Annotated in this window: 16 protein-coding genes and 1 riboswitch; of the genes, 5 read left to right on the forward strand and 11 right to left on the reverse strand. The window is 64.6% G+C overall.

Features of this window, described 5'->3' with window-relative positions:
• The first annotated feature begins 15 nt into the window (after positions 1–15).
• Positions 16–126: riboswitch (TPP riboswitch) on the forward strand.
• Positions 124–1,908 (forward strand): phosphomethylpyrimidine synthase ThiC, encoded by a 1,785-nt coding sequence (gene thiC, locus NVV99_RS08670; RefSeq protein WP_260782812.1) that lies wholly within the window; start codon positions 124–126, stop codon positions 1,906–1,908. Its footprint overlaps the riboswitch before it by 3 nt.
• An 87-nt stretch (positions 1,909–1,995) precedes the next feature.
• Here thiC and NVV99_RS08675 read toward each other — a convergent pair whose 3' ends face one another.
• The 10 genes from NVV99_RS08675 to NVV99_RS08720 form a co-directional block, all read right to left on the reverse strand.
• A complete protein-coding gene (locus tag NVV99_RS08675) occupies positions 1,996–3,417 on the reverse strand; it encodes a TrkA family potassium uptake protein (protein WP_252173295.1) in 1,422 nt (473 codons plus the stop codon).
• Between the two features lie 14 nt (positions 3,418–3,431).
• Positions 3,432–4,193, reverse strand: a complete 762-nt coding sequence (locus NVV99_RS08680; protein ID WP_260782813.1) for an SDR family oxidoreductase — start codon at positions 4,191–4,193, stop codon at positions 3,432–3,434.
• A 174-nt stretch (positions 4,194–4,367) separates the two neighbouring features.
• Positions 4,368–5,687 carry an MFS transporter gene (locus tag NVV99_RS08685; protein ID WP_170318517.1) on the reverse strand — a complete coding sequence of 440 codons (1,320 nt, stop codon included), beginning with the start codon at positions 5,685–5,687 and terminating at the stop codon, positions 4,368–4,370.
• Positions 5,688–5,807: 120 nt separating this feature from the next.
• Positions 5,808–6,446, reverse strand: coding sequence for a response regulator transcription factor (locus NVV99_RS08690; RefSeq protein WP_006552214.1), 639 nt, complete (start codon positions 6,444–6,446; stop codon positions 5,808–5,810).
• Positions 6,443–7,624, reverse strand: coding sequence for a GAF domain-containing sensor histidine kinase (locus tag NVV99_RS08695; RefSeq protein WP_254583351.1), 1,182 nt, complete (start codon positions 7,622–7,624; stop codon positions 6,443–6,445). Before NVV99_RS08695 ends, NVV99_RS08690 begins: the two co-directional genes overlap by 4 nt.
• A 55-nt stretch (positions 7,625–7,679) precedes the next feature.
• Entirely contained in the window at positions 7,680–8,804 is a 1,125-nt protein-coding gene (locus NVV99_RS08700; protein WP_064256495.1) for a glycoside hydrolase family 88 protein, read from the reverse strand.
• The gene (locus NVV99_RS08705) at positions 8,801–9,955 is read right to left on the reverse strand and encodes a zinc-binding dehydrogenase (RefSeq protein ID WP_033097427.1); all 1,155 of its coding nucleotides are present in this window, start codon (positions 9,953–9,955) and stop codon (positions 8,801–8,803) included. Before NVV99_RS08705 ends, NVV99_RS08700 begins: the two co-directional genes overlap by 4 nt.
• On the reverse strand, positions 9,952–11,151 hold the full coding sequence (locus NVV99_RS08710; protein ID WP_024102240.1) for a CaiB/BaiF CoA-transferase family protein: 1,200 nt from the start codon (positions 11,149–11,151) through the stop codon (positions 9,952–9,954). Before NVV99_RS08710 ends, NVV99_RS08705 begins: the two co-directional genes overlap by 4 nt.
• A gap of 7 nt (positions 11,152–11,158) precedes the next feature.
• Positions 11,159–12,277: an acyl-CoA dehydrogenase family protein gene (locus tag NVV99_RS08715; protein ID WP_006552209.1), complete on the reverse strand. Its 1,119-nt coding sequence runs from the start codon at positions 12,275–12,277 to the stop codon at positions 11,159–11,161.
• A 50-nt stretch (positions 12,278–12,327) separates the two neighbouring features.
• Positions 12,328–13,464, reverse strand: a complete 1,137-nt coding sequence (locus tag NVV99_RS08720) for a CaiB/BaiF CoA-transferase family protein (RefSeq protein ID WP_082921039.1) — start codon at positions 13,462–13,464, stop codon at positions 12,328–12,330.
• A 162-nt stretch (positions 13,465–13,626) separates the two neighbouring features.
• Between NVV99_RS08720 and NVV99_RS08725 the strand changes: the two genes are divergently transcribed.
• The gene (locus tag NVV99_RS08725; protein WP_260782814.1) at positions 13,627–15,102 is read left to right on the forward strand and encodes an aldehyde dehydrogenase (NADP(+)); all 1,476 of its coding nucleotides are present in this window, start codon (positions 13,627–13,629) and stop codon (positions 15,100–15,102) included.
• 331 nt (positions 15,103–15,433) lie between these two features.
• Here NVV99_RS08725 and NVV99_RS08730 read toward each other — a convergent pair whose 3' ends face one another.
• Complete coding sequence (locus tag NVV99_RS08730; protein WP_269324910.1) at positions 15,434–16,621, reverse strand: LysR family transcriptional regulator; 1,188 nt, start codon at positions 16,619–16,621, stop codon at positions 15,434–15,436.
• On the opposite strand from NVV99_RS08730, the gene NVV99_RS08735 reads away from it, so the two are divergent.
• The 3 genes from NVV99_RS08735 (at position 16,620) to NVV99_RS08745 (ending at position 19,512) form a co-directional block, all read left to right on the forward strand.
• Positions 16,620–17,027 carry a hypothetical protein gene (locus NVV99_RS08735; protein ID WP_006553284.1) on the forward strand — a complete coding sequence of 136 codons (408 nt, stop codon included), beginning with the start codon at positions 16,620–16,622 and terminating at the stop codon, positions 17,025–17,027. The two genes, NVV99_RS08730 and NVV99_RS08735, sit on opposite strands and share 2 nt — an antisense overlap.
• 34 nt (positions 17,028–17,061) lie before the next feature.
• Positions 17,062–17,931, forward strand: a complete 870-nt coding sequence (locus NVV99_RS08740; RefSeq protein WP_019288297.1) for an alpha/beta fold hydrolase — start codon at positions 17,062–17,064, stop codon at positions 17,929–17,931.
• A gap of 135 nt (positions 17,932–18,066) precedes the next feature.
• Positions 18,067–19,512, forward strand: coding sequence for an NAD-dependent succinate-semialdehyde dehydrogenase (locus NVV99_RS08745; protein ID WP_024102236.1), 1,446 nt, complete (start codon positions 18,067–18,069; stop codon positions 19,510–19,512).
• Positions 19,513–19,538: the final 26 nt, after the last annotated feature.

The raw sequence follows: 19,538 nt of genomic DNA on the forward strand, positions 1-19,538 counted from the left end.
GGGTGTTAGGGTCTGTGACGTCCCCACGGGAGCCCTATTGCAGGGGCTGAGATCGGGCTGAGGCAGCCTGCGACCGTCGAACCTGCCCGGGTAATGCCGGCGAAGGAAGTAGGAACGATTCCGATGAGTGCATCCAATTCGCATGCCCTGAGCTATGTCCACGACGAGGAACACGACCTGCGTGTACCTGTCACAGAGATCCGCTTGAACGACTCTCCCGGCGGGGTGCCGAACCCGCCGCTGCAGGTCTACCGCACTGCAGGTCCCGATAGCGATCCGCTGGTCGGGCTCCCGCCGACGCGCGCCGACTGGATTGCTGCTCGCGGCGACGTCGAGCACTACCCGGGGCGAGAACGGGATCTGCTCGACGATGGCCGCTCGGCTGTGCGGCGTGGAGAGGCGTCCCAGGAGTGGAAGGGGCCCCGACCTGTCCCGGTGCGAGCGAAGACAGGCCGGACGGTCACGCAGATGCACTATGCCCGGGCGGGGATCATCACCCAGGAAATGCGGTTCGTGGCGCTGCGGGAGAACTGCGACGTGGAACTGGTGCGCTCGGAGGTGGCGGCGGGTCGGGCGATCATCCCCGCCAACGTCAACCACCCCGAGTCCGAGCCGATGATCATCGGCAAGTCCTTCCTGGTGAAGATCAATGCCAACATCGGCAACTCAGCGGTGACCAGCTCCATCGTCGACGAAGTCGACAAGATGCGCTGGGCCACCCGTTGGGGCGCGGACACTGTGATGGACCTGTCCACCGGCGAAGATATCCACACCACCCGAGAATGGATCATTCGCAACTCCCCGGTGCCGATCGGCACGGTGCCGATCTACCAGGCTCTGGAGAAGGTCGCCGGCCAGGCCGATGCGCTGACGTGGGAGATCTTCCGCGACACCGTGATCGAGCAGTGTGAGCAGGGTGTGGACTACATGACCATCCACGCCGGAGTGCTGCTGCGCTACGTACCGCTCACGGCCGAGCGGCTCACCGGCATCGTCTCCCGAGGTGGGTCGATCATGGCCGGTTGGTGCCTCGCCCATCACGAGGAGAATTTTCTCTACACCCACTTCGACGAACTGTGTGAGATCTTCGCCCGCTACGACGTGGCATTTTCCCTCGGGGACGGGCTGCGACCGGGGTCGATCGCCGACGCCAACGACGCCGCGCAGTACGCCGAACTGGACACCCTTGCCGAACTGACCACCCGTGCCTGGGCTCACGACGTTCAGGTGATGGTCGAAGGCCCTGGCCACATCCCGATCCATCGGGTGCGGGAAAATGTGGAGCGTCAGCAGAAGCTATGTCATGGAGCGCCTTTCTACACCCTGGGGCCGCTGGTGACCGACATTGCTCCGGGCTACGACCACATCACCTCCGCGATCGGGGCCACCGAGATCGCCCGCCATGGCACCGCGATGCTGTGTTATGTCACCCCGAAGGAGCATCTGGGACTGCCGAATCGGGACGACGTGAAGACCGGGGTCATCACGTACAAGATCGCCGCTCATGCCGCCGACATCGCCAAGGGCCATCCCGGTGCCGTCGAGCGCGACGACGCGTTGTCGAAGGCGCGTTTCGAGTTTCGGTGGCGGGATCAGTTCGCTCTGTCGCTGGATCCGGATACGGCCGAGCAGTTCCATGACGAGACGCTTCCGGCCGAACCGGCCAAGACAGCGCACTTCTGCTCGATGTGTGGGCCGAAGTTCTGCTCGATGCGTATCTCCCAAGACATCCGGACCAGGTTCGGTGACGCCGCCGACCAGGCCGCCGTCGCCGGGATGCAACATATGTCCGACCAGTTCAGGGCCGCCGGCAGCACGGTGTACTTGAACGCGCCCACCGTTCCGGCCTTCGAGGATGTGGCGGGGCACGAGTCGATTGGAGCCGAAACGGGCGGTGTGCCCACGTAAGGAGTCGGGTGAGTTCCCAATGTCGCTGGCGGTCACAGTGCGACGGAGGAAACTCGCCAGCGCTGCATGGCTGGACAATCGTCGACGCTATTGTCTGTCGGCTCCGGATTCGTGCCATGTTGATGTGCGCTGCCTCGAAGGCGTTCGTCGGAGTCGTACCTCGAACGAGGGGTAGTGAGCATCTGTCCCGGTGACATGGGGGCAATGGTGTCGTGCGGCGAGGACGAACTGTTCGAAGGACCCGTCGAGTTCGAGGTGGATCGTGTCGTTTGCGACTACCACACGGTGTGCGTCGAGACCGAGCAGTCGGGCGACGACGAAGGTTGCACTCAAGGTTGCGACATTCCTGGTGATCCCTAGCGGGAGGAGGGATCCGGTGTCGGTGAGGGCTTCGTGTTCGCCGGCTCTGAGGACGAGTCTGGCGTCGGAGTGCACTCCGTGGGCTGCTACGGACACGGCGATGTTGTCACGATCGTCGGAGCCCACGGCGGCAAGGCATCGGGCCCGGTCGAGGCGGGCGCGTTCGAGGAGGGTTCTGTCGGTACCGTGCCCGACGATGGTGGGAATGTTCAGTGCTCGAGCCAGGCGCAGATTGCGGGCTCGATCGTCGCGTTCGATGGCGACGACGGGAATGCCGAGTTTGCGGAGTTCGAGGCACAACCGGAGACCGACCTGTCCCAATCCGACGACGATGACGTGGTTGCGGCGGGGGAGAACCCGTTGACCGATCAAGCCGATGAGGCTGGTTCCGAGCAGACGTTCGATTATCCCGGCGGTGAACATGGCGGTGAACACGATCGCCGCCAACATCGCCAGAGCCGCGAACACGTCATAGGTGTGGTCGCCGTATGAGGCCGGTGCGGGACCGACGGTGGCGACGACCTGGACTGCTTCTTTGAGGGACTCGACCCAGTGGTGGCCTTTGCCGACAGTGAGCCATATCCAATCGATCAGGAGGATGGCGAGCAGTCCGATAAGGCCGGTGAGCAGCATGCGGGTGCCGGCGTCGTGGGATCGTAGTGTGCCTACGGAGTGGACGAATCGGCGGCGAATTCTGCTGGTGCGGCTGTGGGGTAGCGGCTGCCAGGTCGGTTGGTCACCGTGGGCGGATTGTCGGAGGACGCGTGTGGTGCCATCGGGCGCGGTGTGCGCGGCGTCGATCGTGGCAGCGATGCACGGGCCGGCCAGGGACGGTGTCGCGAGGTCTGCGGGGGAGGTGACCTGACAGTGGGGAATCAATCGGGTGAGCTGGTTGGCGATGGTGCGATCGAAGACGGTCACGACCATCGGTGTGTGGGGACTGATGTGGGCGATGGCGAGGGCATAACGGACGGCGACCGCGTCGTCGTGGGTGACGACGGCGACCCCGGCCGGGTCGTGCTGGGTGATCTGCAGAAGTTCCGGGTCGTCGGGTGCATCGAGGTGGACAACATCGAAGTGGCGTTGGGTGAGCGACGCGCACACGAGCCGGGCAACATTCGACGCGCCGATGACAACGAATGGGGACATCGGGCCGACGCCGATCACCGCACAGGTGCAGGGAACGAGGTGTAGGCAGTGAAGATGCCACCGGAGCCGATATCGGATGCTGGGTCGATCAGCTCCGGCAGCACCGCTTCGAGGCGTATCGGGGCAGCAGCGGTGACACTTGTCTCCGGAGTCGGGGTGGGTACCAGACGAATATTGTTGATCCGCAAGAAGTTACTGCCGAGTTCACGTCCGGCGGCGAGAGCGAAGGATTCGATTGCGCCGTCCATGGAGTCTCGCGCCGGTCCTCGATCGGTGTCGGTGATTCTGCGGAGCGTATCCAGGCCGGTGACGGTGACGATCGATCCGATGCTGCCGGTGCGGTGCAGGGATACTGCAGCACGTCTGGTCGTGTGGAACAACAACGCCATGTGGTCGTAGGTGAACCGGCCCCAGTCGGCGGGGCGGATCTCGCTCAGCGAGTGGCATGCTGTTTCCGGGCCGGGTAGCCATGCGGTGTGCACGAGCGCGTCGATGCCGCCATATCGTCGCTCGAGGTGGGTGAACATGTTGTCGACGTCGGATTCGAGGGTCAGATCGGCCGCGACCGGATGAGCGATCCCGTCGTCATCGGCGACTCGGCCGGCGAGGTGCTCGGCAGCATCGAGGGTGAAGCTGTGCGTGAACACGTGGTGTCCAGCTGCTGCCAACGTTCGGGCCACGTGGGCGCCTTCGTTCTGTTCGACGCCGGTGACCAGGGCACGCAGTGAGGTGGTGGGTAGAGCCAACGGGTGCAGCGACGGTTCGGCGATGCTCATCTGGACTCGTTTCGAGGGTGCCGGGGGCGCGGGGGGAGGAGTTCCGCGCCCCCGGGAATCGGGGTGGGATGGATGTCTGTCGAGGTCCACGGCCGTGGGATCGTGTGCGGACGAATCGGCGGCCGGCCGAAGGGGGCGGGACGTCGGCGACCGGGGACCGGTGCGTGCGCGTGCTCAGTGAGAGGTCGGTGACAGCTGTTCCTGTCCGGAGGTTTCGTCGTTGTCGGACAGGTCCTGTCGGTAAGTCTCGCGCATGGCGATCACGCAGACGACGGAGACGGCGCACATTGCGACCATGAACAGCGCCACGGCGACGTACGAGCCGGTGCGATCGAGCAGGTAGGTGGCGACGATCGGTGCGGGAGCGCTCGAGGCGAGGGTGCCGATCGTGTAGCCGAAGGAGATTCCGGTGTAGCGGATGCGGGTGTCGAAGGCTTCGGCGAAGAAGGCTGCGAGGGGACCGTAGGAGGTGGCGAAGGCGAGGCAGAACACCACGAACCCGATCATCGCCAGCGCGAAGGATCCGGAGTTGACCAGCCAGAACCAGGGGAAGGTGAACAGCAGCATGGCGAGAACCCCGGCGAGGAAGACCGGCTTTCGGCCGTAGGCGTCCGACAGCTTGCCGAACAACGGTAGTGCGACGAACGTGACCGCCATGGCGACGAGGACGAGTGTCAGCATCTGGTTTCGGGTGTAGCCGACCTGCGTGACGCCGTAGCTGAGGCCGAATACCGTAGTGCCGTAGAAGGTGACGCCGATGGCGAAGTAGGCACCACAGGTCAGGAGGACCTGCTTGGGGTAGTGGCGAAGGACCACCCCGATGGGCAGCTTCTCCAACTGTGCGTTCTTCTTGACGCGGTCGAAGTTCGGGCTTTCGCCGACATGCAGTCGGACGAACAGGCCGATCGCGACGAATGCGCCGCCGATCAAGAAGGGAATGCGCCATCCCCAGGATTCGAACGCTTCGGGAGACAGTCCGGCCATCAACAGGAAGACCGTGTTACCGAGCATCAGTCCTGCCGGCACGCCCATTTGCACCCAGCTGCCGTAGTAGCCGCGTTTGTCGGCGGGAGCGTGTTCGACGGCCATGAGGATCGCCCCGCCGATCTCACCACCGAGTGCGAGACCCTGCACGAAACGCAAGGTGACGAGGATGATCGGTGCGGCGACGCCGATGGTCTCGTAGCTCGGGAGCAGCCCGACTCCGAGAGTGGTCAAGCCCATGATGGTCAAGGTGATCACGAGCATGGACTTGCGTCCGATCCGGTCACCGAAGTGACCGAACACCACTCCGCCGAGCGGGCGCGCCACGAAGGCGGCAGAGAACGTGGCAAAGGCGAGCAGAGTGCCGATCAGAGAGTCGAACTCGGGGAAGAAGATCTTGTTGAAGACGAGTCCGGCTGCGGTGCCGTAGATGAAGAAGTCGTACCATTCGACTGTTGTGCCGACACCGCTGGCAAAGCCTACTTTCGATGTTTGGGACATTTTGGGCATGTGGGGCCTCCGTTGCCGCGAGCGCGAGATGATTTCTGCGGCTCAATATATGGGTGACCCAGAACACATAACATCTCCATGTGGAGAGGTGGAGTGCGCTCCGGGTATAGCGAATTCGATTCAGAGCAAGCGAAGTTCGTGAGCGCGTGCAATGGCTTCGACGCGATTGCGCGCGTTCAGTTTCTGCATGGCGCTCTGCAGATAGGTCTTTACGGTGTTGCGGGTGAGAGACAGTTCCTGAGCGATTTCGGGATTGCTGTGACCCATGGCCGCAAAACGCAGCACTTCGTACTCGCGCCGGGTCAGGCCGGCCCGGTACAGCGCCTCGGAGGTCACGACTTTTCGTGGTCCCGTCAACCTCGGGTCGACCACCCGGATTCCGCTGGACACACGGTGAATGGCTGTGGCGAAGTCCTGTCCGCTGATGTCCTTGACGAGGCAGCCGTCGGCGCCTGCTTCCATCAGTAGATCGATGGCACCGTGATCGGCGAACGCGGTGAACAGCAGTATCCGCGCGTGCGGCGCGACTCGACGAAGACGCGGAATCAGTTCCGGTGCAGGGATATCGGGGAGCCGAAGATCGAGGAGGATGACGTCGACGGACAGGGTGCGGGCCAATTCGACCGCGGCAGAGCCGGTCAGTGCACCTCCCACGACTTCGAGGTCGGTGTCCTCGCGGGCGAGTAGTTCCACGCCGCCACGCACGATCGGATGATCGTCGACGACGAGGATGCGGATGGTCTTCGGTGGCGCGGTCATGTGCTCGGTCCCTCCAGAGCGTCTACCCAGCCGCGCACGGTGGTGCCGCTTTCGTCGTCGCTGACCACCGACATGCCGCCCCCGAGCCGCTCGAGGCGCCCTGCAGCCAATCCGAGCCCCAGCTGGCTTCCTCGCATCGGATCGTCGGTGCCGTCGACGCCCCGGCCGTCGTCGCTGATGACGACCGTCACCTTGCCCGACCGCGCCGACAAGCTGACCACCACAGTGGACGCGTCGGCGTGTTTCTCCACGTTGACCAGCGCTTCGCGAACAAGGCGTTGGAGTGCCTCGACGCGGCTGGCATCGAGGTCGGGGGATTCGGTCAGGGGCACGAAACGGGCCGGGATACCGGTCCGGAGCGTGAATGCCTGGCAGTCCTCCTCGATGCCGACCGGAAGATTCCGTTCGGGGGGCCGCGCGGTGAGGTCGGTCAGCGATCTGCGGATGGAAGCATTGACGGCGTGTACCTGTTCGGTGATCTCCTGCAGGCGATCGTGGATCGCCTGCGCGTCAGCGAGGGCGCGCAGGCTCTGCAGTTCGGCACCGATCCGGAAAAGGACCGGGCTCACGGAATCGTGTAGGGATTCGGCGAGCCGTTTCCGTTCGGCTTCGAGGGCGAGTTCTGTCTGGGTGGCGGCCCTTTGGGCGCTGAGGAGAGTGACGGCGGCCGTTTCGGCGATCGATTGGATCTCTGCGATGACTCGATCACCGAAGGACGAATATTCGCGGGTGCCGACGTACATGGCGCCGAGTACATGACCTTCATAAGCCATGGGCACGGCAAGCATTCCTCGCAGTGACTCCTGTTCGACGAGCGCGTCGAAGTCGTGGGTGATTCCGGGATCGGACAGATAGTCCCGTACCCAGACGGGTTGTTGGAGCATGATGCTCTTGCCGCCGAGCCCGATCCCTTCCGGCACCACCAGTCGGTGCAGAGCGTTGCTCTTCGTGCCCTGCCAACTGCGGTGAACCATCACCCCATCGACCTCGACGCGCCCGATGAGCGACATGTCGAAGTCGCCGATCTCCCGGATCCGCTGGCCTGCTGTGGTCATCGCCGACGCTTCGTCGGTCAGAACCAGCAGCTCGGCGCGCGAAAGTGCGAGATTGTCGAGGATCGACGGTTTGAGGTCCGAGTGGGTGAACTCGTGAGCTGCAGTAGGTGTATTTTCCGACACCGGCTTTCCTCGATCTTCTTTCCGGGGTCTCGGGTGACCCGTCATGGTAGTTCGGTCACAACTTCAGCGTATCGGACCGGTTGTTCAGGTTGATCAGGCACTCGAGCAGGAAGTAGTCGCCCCAGATCAGTTCGTTTCGGGTCGCGAAGTCGCGGCGTTTGTCGAAGCAACCGTCCATCAGGATCCCGGCCGGTCTGCTGTCGTGTGGTCCGGTGGGGGTGAGGTGATCGAGGAGTGCCTCGACGTGGGCGACGGCCCGGTCCCGGAAGTCGGTCCGCTCAGGGACGAGCCGATCGAGCTTGAGCAGCGCGGCAGCGGCGATGGCCGTGGCGGAGGTGTCGATCGGTACGTCCGGACCGCTGCCGGCGTCGAAGTCCCAGGACACGACGCCGCCGTTCGGTGTGCGGTCGAGCCACCATTCGGCCAGTCGGACGGCGGTCGGCAGGAAGGACGGCGATGCCCACTGCGCAGCCTGGGCGTATGCCACCATCGCCCACGCCTGTGCCCGGCCCCAGGTACTGTCGGCGTTCATGCCCTTGTGGGTGTAGCGATCCAGCAGTGCACCATTGGATGTGTCGAATCGTGCCGACTGGCAGACCGAGCCATCGGTGCGGATGCACAGTTCGATGTGCCGCTGCGCGTGGCGGATCGCGGCGTCGAGGAAGCGTGGGTCGCCGGTATGTGCCGAGGCCCACGACAGCAGCGCGACAGTGCCCGGGACGGCGTCGATGTTCGCGGCGCCTTCTCCGACCGCCTCTGCTTCTTCTGCTTCTGCTCCGAGTGGGATGATGCCGGCGCGATCGTTGAAGCTGGTGAGCAGGCCGTGGGCACCTGCCAGAGCGGTCTGCGCCGCGTCGTCGCTTCCGGTGACGAGGTGGTTGACTGCGGCCCCGTACCAGAAGAGGAAGCCGCGGAATGCGGTGTCGGAATTCTGCCGGGGCAGGATCTGCGCGGTGATGTCGTCGGCGAGGTGCGCCAGGCGCTCGTCACCCGAGGCGGCGAAGCCGAGTGCGGCCAAGCCACCCCAGAATCCTCCGGTCCAGTTTCCGTCGGCGGTGGTGGTCCATTCGCCGGATTCGATGTCGCCGTAGTGCGGGAAGGTGCCGTCGGTCTGCTTGGCGGTCGAGTCGATCCGCTCTAGCATCGCCTCGATCGCCGCGGTGTACGGGGAGTTGGTCACGACCGGCCTCCGGTGGTGAGGACCGACTTGAGCGTGCGCCCGTCCCGCATATCGGTCATGGCATCGTCCGCCTCGGTGAGCGGGTATTCGGTGACCATCGACGCGAGATCGAAGTGGGCGGTCAGCCGGGGGAGGGATTCGACGTATTCGAGGTGGTTCTGCGGAGAGAACGCCCAGCTTCCCAGCACCTGCAGCTGCTTTTTGGTGATGTAGTGGGGGTTGATCGGAGTGGTGCCGTGGTCGGTGTACTGCCCGACGACGAGGTACTTGCCGCCGCGGCGGGCGAGGTCGATGCCTTCGGCTACTGCGGTCGGGACGCCGGTGGCCTCGATGACGACGTCGGCGCCGCGCCCGTCCGGTGTGTGCGCGAGGATCCGTTCCAGGCGGGCCTCTTGATCGGTCTCGGTGAAGATGTCGATGTGGATGTCGCCGATGCCGGCGGCCTGCGCGACCTCGAGACGGTTGGCCGGCCCGCCGACGATGATCACTTTTGCTGCGCCGGCGAGTGTGGCGTACATGGCGCAGGCCAGGCCGACCGGTCCGCTGCCCTGGACCACGACGACATCACCTGTCTGCGGCTTGGCGATATCGTTCACGGCGTGCACGGCCGTCGGGCCGGCGCAGCCGAGTGCGATCACCTGCTGCGGGGTCACCGAGGACGGGATGCGGATGATCGTCGAGCCGGGCTGGAGGTAGATCTGTTCGGACCACCCACCCGACAGATGGGGCCAGTCGGCCGACGACTGGTTGATGCCGTACACCTTGCGGGTCTCGCACAGCGACGGTTCGTGCTGGTCCTGGCAGTAGTAGCAGTGCCCGCAGGGGATGTTGGACGCCCATGAGATCGCGTCCCCGACGTGCAGTTGCTCGCCCCGGGCATCGGTGGTGACTCCCTCGCCGAGGGCGTGTACGCGACCGACCGCCTCGTGTCCGAGGATGAGCGGTACCGGAATGGGCAGGCGACCTTGCTGCAGGTGGATGTCGGTTCCGCAGATTCCCGCGTGCGTGACGTCGACGACGACCGCGCCGGCATCGGGGGTCACGCGCGGAAACGTCGTCGCGGTCATGGTCTGTCCGAAGCCTTCGAGCACCATCGCGGTGGCGGTGCCGGTGGTCGGGCTCGTCGGGTCCGTCTGCATCGCATTACTCATCGGATCACTCCCTTATTGCGCAAGGTCTGGACATCGGACTCGGAGATACCGAGCTCATGGAGGATTTCGTCGGCATGTTCACTGACCGCCGGCACTCCACGGTGCACCTGGGCGGGGGTGCGGGACAACGTGACAGGGTTGCCCATCAACCGGGTGGTGCGCACACCCTCGATCTCGACGTCGACGAGCGTGCCGTTGTGCCGCGTCTGGGGATGATCGAGCGCTTCTTGCAGGGTGAGCAGCGGTGCGCACAGCAGATCGACCCCGTCGAACAACTCTGCCGCCTCGGCGGTGCTCAACTGTGCGACCAGCGGACGCAGAACCGCGTTGGCGGCCTCTTTGTTCTCTGCCTGGAGCTGTGGTGTGGCGAACGTCGGCTGGACGGACAGATCGTCGATGTCGAGAGCTTTGCATGCCAGACCCAGAGCGTTCTCGCGGAACAGGCCGAGTACCAAGAGCAGACCGTCGGTCGTTTCGAAGATGCCGCTGTACCAGTCGCTGACCCAGTTGGTCTCACGCTGGTACGCCAGCAGTGTGGAGCTTTCGAGAGTCTGCAGGGCCAGTGCTGTATCGAAGAGGTTGACGCTGACCTTCTGGCCGCGGCCGGAGCGCTCGCGTTCGAACAGTGCTGCCAAGATTCCCTGGGCGAGGGCCATACCCGAGGCGTAGTCCACGGTCGGTACCGGATGTACGTATGCCGAGATCGACGGGTCGCCGCACGCGCGTGCCATTCCGCTCAGTGCCTGCGCGAGCATGTCCTGGCCTGCTTTGTGGGCGTATGGCCCGGTCTCGCCGAATCCGGTCGCAGTGCCGTAGACGAGCCGAGGATAGCGCTCGTGCAGATCGTCGTAGGTCAAGCCCAGTCGTTCGACTGCCGCGGTCCGGTAGCTGTGGATGAGAACATCCGCCTCCGCGAGGAGCTGATGGAGAATGTCCTGCCCCTCAGAGGTTTTCAGGTTCAGTGCGATGCTGCGCTTGTTGCGGTTGACCGCGGCGAAGTAGGCACTGGGGCGACCTTCGTCGAGTGACTCGCGATCGAGGCCTCGCAGCATGTCTCCGTTGACACCGCGCTCGACCTTGATCACTTCGGCGCCGAGGTCGCCGAGAACCTGCGCGGCCACGGGCGCCTGCATGATCTCGCCGAGGTCGAGGACCCGGATGCCGCTCAGCGCTTGTTGTTGCTGGGGGTGGTGCACGGTGCGCCTACTTTCCGTATACCGACTTGGCGATGATGAGTCGCTGGATCTGGTTGGTGCCCTCATAGATCTGGGTGATCTTGGCGTCGCGCATCATCCGCTCGACCGGATAATCACGGACATAGCCGTATCCGCCGTGCAGTTGGAGCGCATCGGTGGTCACCGACATGGCGGTGTCGCTGCACAGCAGCTTCGCCATGGCCGCCTTCGTCCGTCCCGCCGGTTCCCCGTCGTCGATGAGACGGGCTGCGTCGTACAGCAGCGTGCGGGCCGACTCGATCTTGACGGCCATATCGGCGACCATGCCGCGCAGAAGCTGGAAGCGGGAGATGGACTGGCCGAACTGCTCGCGGTCGGTCGTGTACGACACGGCGGCATCGAATGCGCCCTGTGCGATGCCGAGAGCCTGCGCGGCGATGAGTGCCCGGCTGACGTTCAGTTCCTCGGAGATGTACGCGAACCCCTGGTAGGGGTCGTTGACGACCCGGACGGCGGGCAGTCGGCACTCGTCGAAGTTCACGTCGGTCGTGGGGCTGCCGCGCATACCCATCTTCTTTTCGGGAGCGCCGAAACTGACGCCGGCGTCGTCCTTGTGCACCATGAAGATGCCGAGTGACTTCTCTCCGGTCTTCGCCAGCACGGCGTACCAGTCGGCCCACGGCGCATTGCTGATGAACCGCTTCTGACCGTTGAGGATCCAGTCGGACCCATCCTGGGTTGCGGTCGTTGCGATCGCCGACAGGTCCGAGCCCACGCGCGGCTCGGTCATGCACCATGCGGCGCCGGCGGCGCCCGATGCGACGTTCGGTACCACCAGTTGCTTGAGTTCGTCGGAGCCTTGACGGAGCACGGTGGAGGTGCCGGCCCAGTTGACCAGCATGACCAGTGCCGTGCTTGCACAGGACGCTGCGACTTCTTCTACAGCGATGACCTGGGCGAGCAGGTCGGCTCCACTGCCGCCGAGGCTCTCGGGGTAGGCGAGTCCGGGCAGGTCGTTGCTGCGCAGGGCTGCCCAGGATTCCGAGGGGAATCGTTCCTTGTCGTCCACATCGGCGGCGTGCGGTGCGATCTTGGTCTGCGCGAGTTTGCGGACGCTCTCGCGGAATTCGCGATACTCGATACTCATGAATTACTCCTGGTCTGTGTGGGGAAGGCGATGATTCGGAAGTTCGACGGTCACAGTGGGGGCCAGCTCAGACCCGTCACGGACGAGGGGATACCGGCTGCGGCCGCCCGGTGGGCGAGGTCTTCGGCGACACCGGCACGGCGCAGCACTTCCTCGGTCTTGACATGGGTGTCGGTGGCGCGCCGTGTCGGGCCGTCGGAGAACACCGGGACCACGGGGACCGAATCCAGTGCGAAGTCCGGGTCCCGGGCGACGATCTGATCGAAGGTGGCGAGTTCGTGCGGTTCGAGTACCGGTGTCACGCAGGCATCGACATCGGCGAACACTGTGGTCCACTCCGCCATCGTCTTCGTCTCGAATGCTGTGGTCAGTGACTTTTCGATGTGGTCCCAGGTGGACTCGTCGAAATGGTTCGGAACGGCACCGAGGTCGAGGGTGGTCCACAACCGTTCGAAGAAGGCGGTCTCGAGGGCCCCGACTGCGACGTAGCGATCGTCGGAGCAGCGGTAGCACCGATAGAACGGCATCGATCCGGTCAGTACGCCGTGTCCACGTCCGGGCAGCGTCGGCGTCTGCCAATCGACGAAGTTCATTCCCATCATCGACAGCACGCCGTCGACCATGGCGGCATCGATGTACCGGCCTTTGCCTGTACGCGTGCGGTCGTAGAGGGCGGACATGATGCCGAATGCCGACAGCAATCCGCCGCCTGCGAAGTCGGCGACCAGGTTCAGCGGCAGTGTCGGCGGGTGATCCGAGGGGCCGAAGGTCCCGAGGGCACCGGCGATGGCCAGGTAGTTGATGTCGTGCCCGGCGCGCTGCGCCATGGGCCCGTTCTGGCCGTAGCCCGTCACGCTGCAGTAGACGAGTCCGGGATTGAGGGCCGACAGTTCCGTGTAACCGGCGCCCAGCTTGTCTGCCACTCCGGGGCGGAATCCTTCCATGAAGACGTCGGCTTCCGAAACGAGGGTGTGCAGGGCGTCGAGGCCGTCGGCGGTCTTGAGATCGAGCGAGATGAATTCCTTGCCTCGCGACAGCGCGGGCACCGGAAGCCCGGAACGACCACCACCGATTGCGATCACTTCTGCGCCGAGGTCCGCGAGCAGCATGCTCGCGTACGGTCCGGGCGCCAGACGTGTCATATCCAGTACCCGAACCCCCGCGAGTGGTCCTGTCGTTGCGGTCATCGTCGTCCTCCAAAGTCATCCGGTATCTCGTGTGATGCCCATCCTGGAGGCGGTGACTGCACTCACACCATCTCCATGTGGAGATGTCGCATCACATCGGTTCTCCCGCACACTGAGATCCACACACTCAGCACGGAATGCTCCGAATTCGACAGGACAGCAATGGAAACCACTGCGACAGACACTCTTCTCGACACCACCGCGCAGGATTACGAGCGGATTCTCGACGCCGCCGAGGCCGCCGCGGCGCCTCTTGCTCGTACGGACCTGCACGAGCGAGCGCACCTTCTGCGGTCGGTGGCCGATGCGCTCGACGCCACAGCGTCGGAACTGGTGCCGCTGGCGGCCGCCGACAGTTCACTGCCCGAGCCGCGCCTGCGCGGCGAAGTCACGCGGACGACGACGCAGCTGCGGATGTTCGCCGAGGTCGTCGAGGAGGGCTCCTGGCTGGAAGCGATCATCGACACGGCCGATCCGGATGCGCACCCTGCTCCGCGTCCCGATCTGCGTCGGATGCTCGTACCCACCGGACCTGTCGCAGTGTTCGGTGCGAGCAACTTTCCGTTCGCATTCGGACTCGGCGGCGGAGACACTGCTTCGGCATTGGCTGCCGGCTGCCCCGTCGTGGCCAAAGCCCACCCTGCTCAGCCGCGATTGACCGCCGCTTATGCGCGGGCGATCGACGAGGGACTGCGGGCGGGCGGCGCCCCGGACGGCACCTTCGGGGTTGTGCAGGGCGCCGAGATCGGACGTCAGCTCGTCCAGGATCGGCGTATCACCGCCGTCGGGTTCACCGGCTCGACATCGGGTGGCCGTGCGCTGGCCGATCTGGCAGCCGGCCGCCCGGATCCCATCCCGTTCTACGGTGAGCTCGGCAGCACCAATCCGGTGTTCGTGACACCTGCGGCCGCCGAGGACCGGTCGGGCAAGATCGCCGGCGAGTTCCTCGAATCGTTGCTGCTCGGCGCGGGGCAGTTCTGCACCAAGCCGGGGCTGCTGTTCGTTCCCGAGCAGAGTTCGATCGAGTGGCTCGTTCGAACCGCGGTCGCCGATGATTCGTTCCGTCTGCTGCACGCAGGGATCCGGCAGTCGTTTCTCGAGGTGTCCCAGCAGATCCTCGACCATCCCGAGGTCCGGCCGGTGGCAGTGCCCGAGCAGAGTGGTCTGGACGAACTGTCGGTGCGGCCGGTCATCGGCGTGACCGACGCTCGGGCACTGCGTCGAAACCCTCAGGACCTGCTCGAAGAATGCTTCGGTCCGTTCGGGCTGATCGTGACCTACACATCGATCGACGAGTTGTACGCGGCGATGGCTGTCCTGCCGGGCACGTTGACAGCGACCGTCCACGGAACCGATGACGATCCCGATGCTGCGGGACTGCTCGGTGCGCTTGCGCGCCGTGCGGGGCGCGTCATCTGGAATGGATGGCCCACCGGTGTGGCCGTGGGCTGGGCTCAGCACCACGGTGGTCCCTACCCGGCCACCAACTCGGTACACACCTCCGTCGGAGCGACCGCGATTCGGCGGTTCCTGCGTCCGGTCGCCTACCAGTCGGTGCCCGAAGCGAACCTGCCGTCCGCTCTCGTCGATGCGAACCCGTGGGGTATCCCCCGCCGGGTGAACGGCCGGCTGTCGTAGGGCCATCGCTGCTCGCGATGTCGCCTCGGTTCGGACTGGGTGCGCAGAGGACTACGTCTGTTGCGTGGCTTCGGACCGGGTTTGCATGTGGCGTTGTGTCACACAACCTTCCGGAGCAGCGCGGGTAGTCACGCCCAGGTGTGCTGCACAACCAACGACACGGCGGTCTCCGGAGGGAGGCCGCCGTGTCGTTGGTTGTCTGCAACAGGTCCACGTCGGCTCGGGAAAGACTGTGACCGTTCGTGACGTCGAGCGGTACTCGCACGCTGAGCAATGGGTTCGGTAAGAAGGCACCAGTGATCGGAATGCTGATTCGAGGGGCCAGGAGAAGTCAGCCTGTCGTGCGGTGGGCACCTTCGGTGATCGAGTTGTGAGGCCGGGTGGACCATGCTCCGGGCACGGTGTGGAGCGAGGCCACAGCGCGTGCTGTGTCGATGAAATCCTGTACGGGTTTGGACGCGACATCCGTGCGCCAGGCGATGGACAGCGCCGTGGGAGGGATGTCGGTCACCGGCACGAATGCCAGGCTCGGTCTGCTGTAGAAGCGTTGCGTCGATGCTTGTGAGAATGCCACGCCGCGCTCGGCGAGGATCGCTTCGAAGCATTCGTCGACGGTGGCGACGTCTGCGCCGACCCGCACCGGTTCGCCTTGGCGCGATTCTGTGGCCAGCCAGTAGTTTCGCCAGTTCTCGGGGGCTTTGCGTGCGACGAAGAACTCGTTGGTGACCTGTTCGACGCTCACCTCGGGCAACTGGGCGAGCGGATGATTCGCGGACACGACCATCACCCGGGGTTCGACGAACAGGGCTTCCATGCCCAGCCAGTCCTGCATCAACAGCGGGGGCCGGACGAAGGCGACATCGGAGGATCCGTCGGCCAACCCGACATACGGGTCGGAGAAATCGTAGGAATGCATCTGCACCTGGATGCCCGGATGCAGCGACTGGAACGTACTGAGAATGTGCGGTGTGAGCTCGGCAGCTGCGTTGCCTTGAAAGCCGATGACCAACTTGCGGGTACTGACGCCGTGGGCGGCTTCGCGGGTGAGGTTGACGGCTCGTTCGGCGTTCGCCAGCAACCGGCGGCTTTCGTCGAGCAGGATCTGGCCGGCAGGGGTCAGTTCGACATGCCTGCTGCTGCGCAGCAGCAGCACCGCGCCGAGGTTCTGCTCGAGTTTGCGGATCTGCACGCTCAATGAGGGCTGAGCGATGTGCAGACGGGCGGCTGCGCGCCCGAAGTGCAGCTCTTCCGCAACTGCCACAAAATAGGACAGAAGTCGCAGGTCGAGCTGGGGTTGCATGTTTCCGAAGATAGCCAACACCACCCCGGGAGACCAGTAGTCATTGCCTATCGATCCGGGCCGGATAGGTATTGGACGCACCCGGCGGACACGAGGTGTGATGGCTGTCATGGCCGGCACGGCATCCGGGAGGCCAGCACTTTCCGGATTCGGGTCGGCATACCGGAGCGAGTGCTCGCACTCGGCCTCGCTGTCTCCCTCATCGAAGGAATCCCACATGACCGTCACTACGCGTGCCCTCGACACGGCCGACTGGGCTGCCTCGTTCACCGAGGCGAACAACACCGACCCCGAGATCCAGGCACACGGCAAGTACTTCACCTGCTCGTACCTGCTCGACATGACCGACCACACGTTCGTCATCCAGATGAGCCGCGGCAACGTGGTGGACATCGCGATCGACCCGGGTCCGCTGGATGTGCCGTACCAGTTCGCGCTGCGTGCCAGCGCTGAGACCTGGCGCAACTTCGGCGTCCCGGTGCCCGCCCCGATGTACCACGGCATCTGGGCCGCGAGCTTCCAGCGCGACATGAAGCTCGAAGGCGACATCCTGGTGCTGATGCAGAACCTGCGGTGCATCACCCGCCAGATCGAACTCCTGCGCACCGTCGGCGTCCCGGTCTGATCCTCCCACCCCCTTTGAGCCGTAAGGAACACTGATGAGCAAGATTTCCCCGGTCACCGGCCACTACGTCGACGTCGACGTCGACGGACTGCTGTACAAGGTCTTCTACCTCGAGAACGGCACCGGCCAGCCGCTGGTGTGCCAGCACACCGCCGGCTGCCACAACCACCAGTGGCGCGGTCTGCTCGAAGACGAGGAGATCACCGCCAACTACCGTGTCATCGCCTACGACCTGCCGCGACACGGGAAGTCCGATCCGCCGGAGAACACCGAATGGTGGACCGAGGAGTACCAGCTTTCCGCGGACCACTTCGCCAATTTCATCGTGGCGTTGTGCGACGCGCTCGAACTCGAGAACCCGATCTTCATGGGATCCTCGTTCGGTGGGAACATCGCCCTGCAGCTTGCGCTTCGGCACCCTGACCGCTTCGCCGGCGTCATCCCTGTCGAGGGTGCGGACTATTCGCCGGGCTTCTACCTCGACTGGTGGCAGCACCCCCACGCCAACGCGGCACAGGTCTGCGCGAGCGGCGTGTGGGACCTGATGGCACCTCAGTCGCCGGAGGCGGATCGCTGGAAGACCTGGTTCTACTACAGCCAGGGTTCCGAGTCCTTCCGCGGTGACCTGCACTTCTACTCGGTCGATCACGACCTGCGCGGAAAGCTCGCGGACATCGACGGTGACCGGTGCCCGGTTGTGATGCTGACCGGTGACTACGACTACCTCACCACCCCCGAGGACAGCGCCCGGACCGCGGCGCAGATCCCGAACGCCGAGTTCATCGAGATGAAGGAGATCGGCCACTTCCCGATGAGCGAAAACCACACTGTCTTCCGTGGATATCTCATCCGGGCACTCGAAACCCTCCAGGACAAGGCACGCAAGTCCATCACCACCAGCTAGTACCCGCTCGCCCGCTCGGGTGTGGCCACCGAACGCGCGTGGCTACACCCGAGCGACCTGCATCGGCCTCGGCTCCCGGTTCGGGTGCCGACTGGTCGGGCGTGGCGATGAACCTTCACACACTCGGCAGGAGCTATGACCCACACTCTCCCCGCGGGCGTCCCCACCCAACTCTGGGTCGGTGGAGAACTCGTCGATTCGTCTACCGGCACCACTTTCCCCGTAGAGGACCCCGCGACCGGTGCCGTGATTGCGCATGTCGCCGATGCCGCGCCCGAGGATGGACGCCGAGCTCTCGAACACGCCACTGCTGTGCAGGGGGACTGGGCGCGGACTCCCTCGCGTCGACGTGCCGAAATACTGCGCACCGCATTCGAACTCATCCACCAGCGGGCAGACGACCTCGCGCGCACCATCACTCTCGAGATGGGTAAACCGCTCCACGAGGCGTATGCGGAGATCGAATACGGCGCATCATTCCTGCACTGGTTTGCCGAGGAAGCGAACCGAATCAGCGGGCGAGTCTCGCCGTCCCCCTCGGGAACCGGCACCATCGTCGTCACCAGAGAACCGGTCGGGCCGGTACTGGCCATCACCCCCTGGAACTTTCCGTTGGCCATGGCCACGCGCAAGATCGGTCCAGCATTGGCGGCCGGATGTTCGATCATCGTCAAACCAGCGGCCGAAACGCCTTTGACGATGCTGCTCGTCGGTCAGATTTTCGCCGATGCGGGTCTGCCCGAGGGTGTGCTCTCGATTCTGCCGACCTCCGATGCTGCAGCGCTGACCGCACCACTGATCAGCAGCGCTGATCTGCGCAAGATCACGTTCACCGGATCCACCGGTGTCGGCAAGATGCTGGTTCGTCAATCAGCGGATCGGCTCCTGCGGATGTCGATGGAACTCGGAGGCAATGCCCCCTTCCTCGTGTTCGATGACGCTGATGTCGATGCAGCGGTCGACGGCGCGATGGCTGCAAAATTCCGCAACGGCGGCCAAGCATGTACAGCAGCCAACCGATTCCACGTCGCACGTAGCGTCGCAGAAGAGTTCAGCGAGAAGTTCACGGCACGCATCGGTGCCTTGCGCACCGGACACGGTCTCGACGCAGGAACCGATATCGGACCGCTGATCACCGCGAAGCAGTGCGCCACCGTCGATGCTCTGGTCGAAGACGCCGTCGCGAAGGGTGCGCGTATCCGCATCGGCGGTGGCCGTCCTGACGGGACGGGAACGTTCTATTCCCCCACCGTTCTCGACGGCGTGAGTCCCGACGCGCGTCTGCTGCGTGAGGAGATTTTCGGCCCGGTAGCCGCGATCACCACCTTCGATACGGAGGACGAAGCGACCGCGGCGGCGAACAACACCGAATACGGCCTCGCTGCGTACTTCTACACCCAGAATCTCGACCGAGCGTCCCGAGTCGCCAACGCACTCGAGACCGGCATGGTCGGAATCAACCGAGGCATCATCGCCGACGCGGCCGCGCCCTTCGGAGGGGTGAAGGAGTCCGGCTTCGGCCGCGAAGGATCGGTCGAAGGTATCGACGAGTATCTCGCCACCAAGTACATCGCACACTGATCACCAGTGGCAGCATCCAGACCGGC

Origin of the sequence: Rhodococcus sp. PAE-6 (assembly GCF_025290685.1) — a bacterium.
Classification (GTDB): Bacteria; Actinomycetota; Actinomycetes; order Mycobacteriales; family Mycobacteriaceae; genus Rhodococcus; species Rhodococcus pyridinivorans.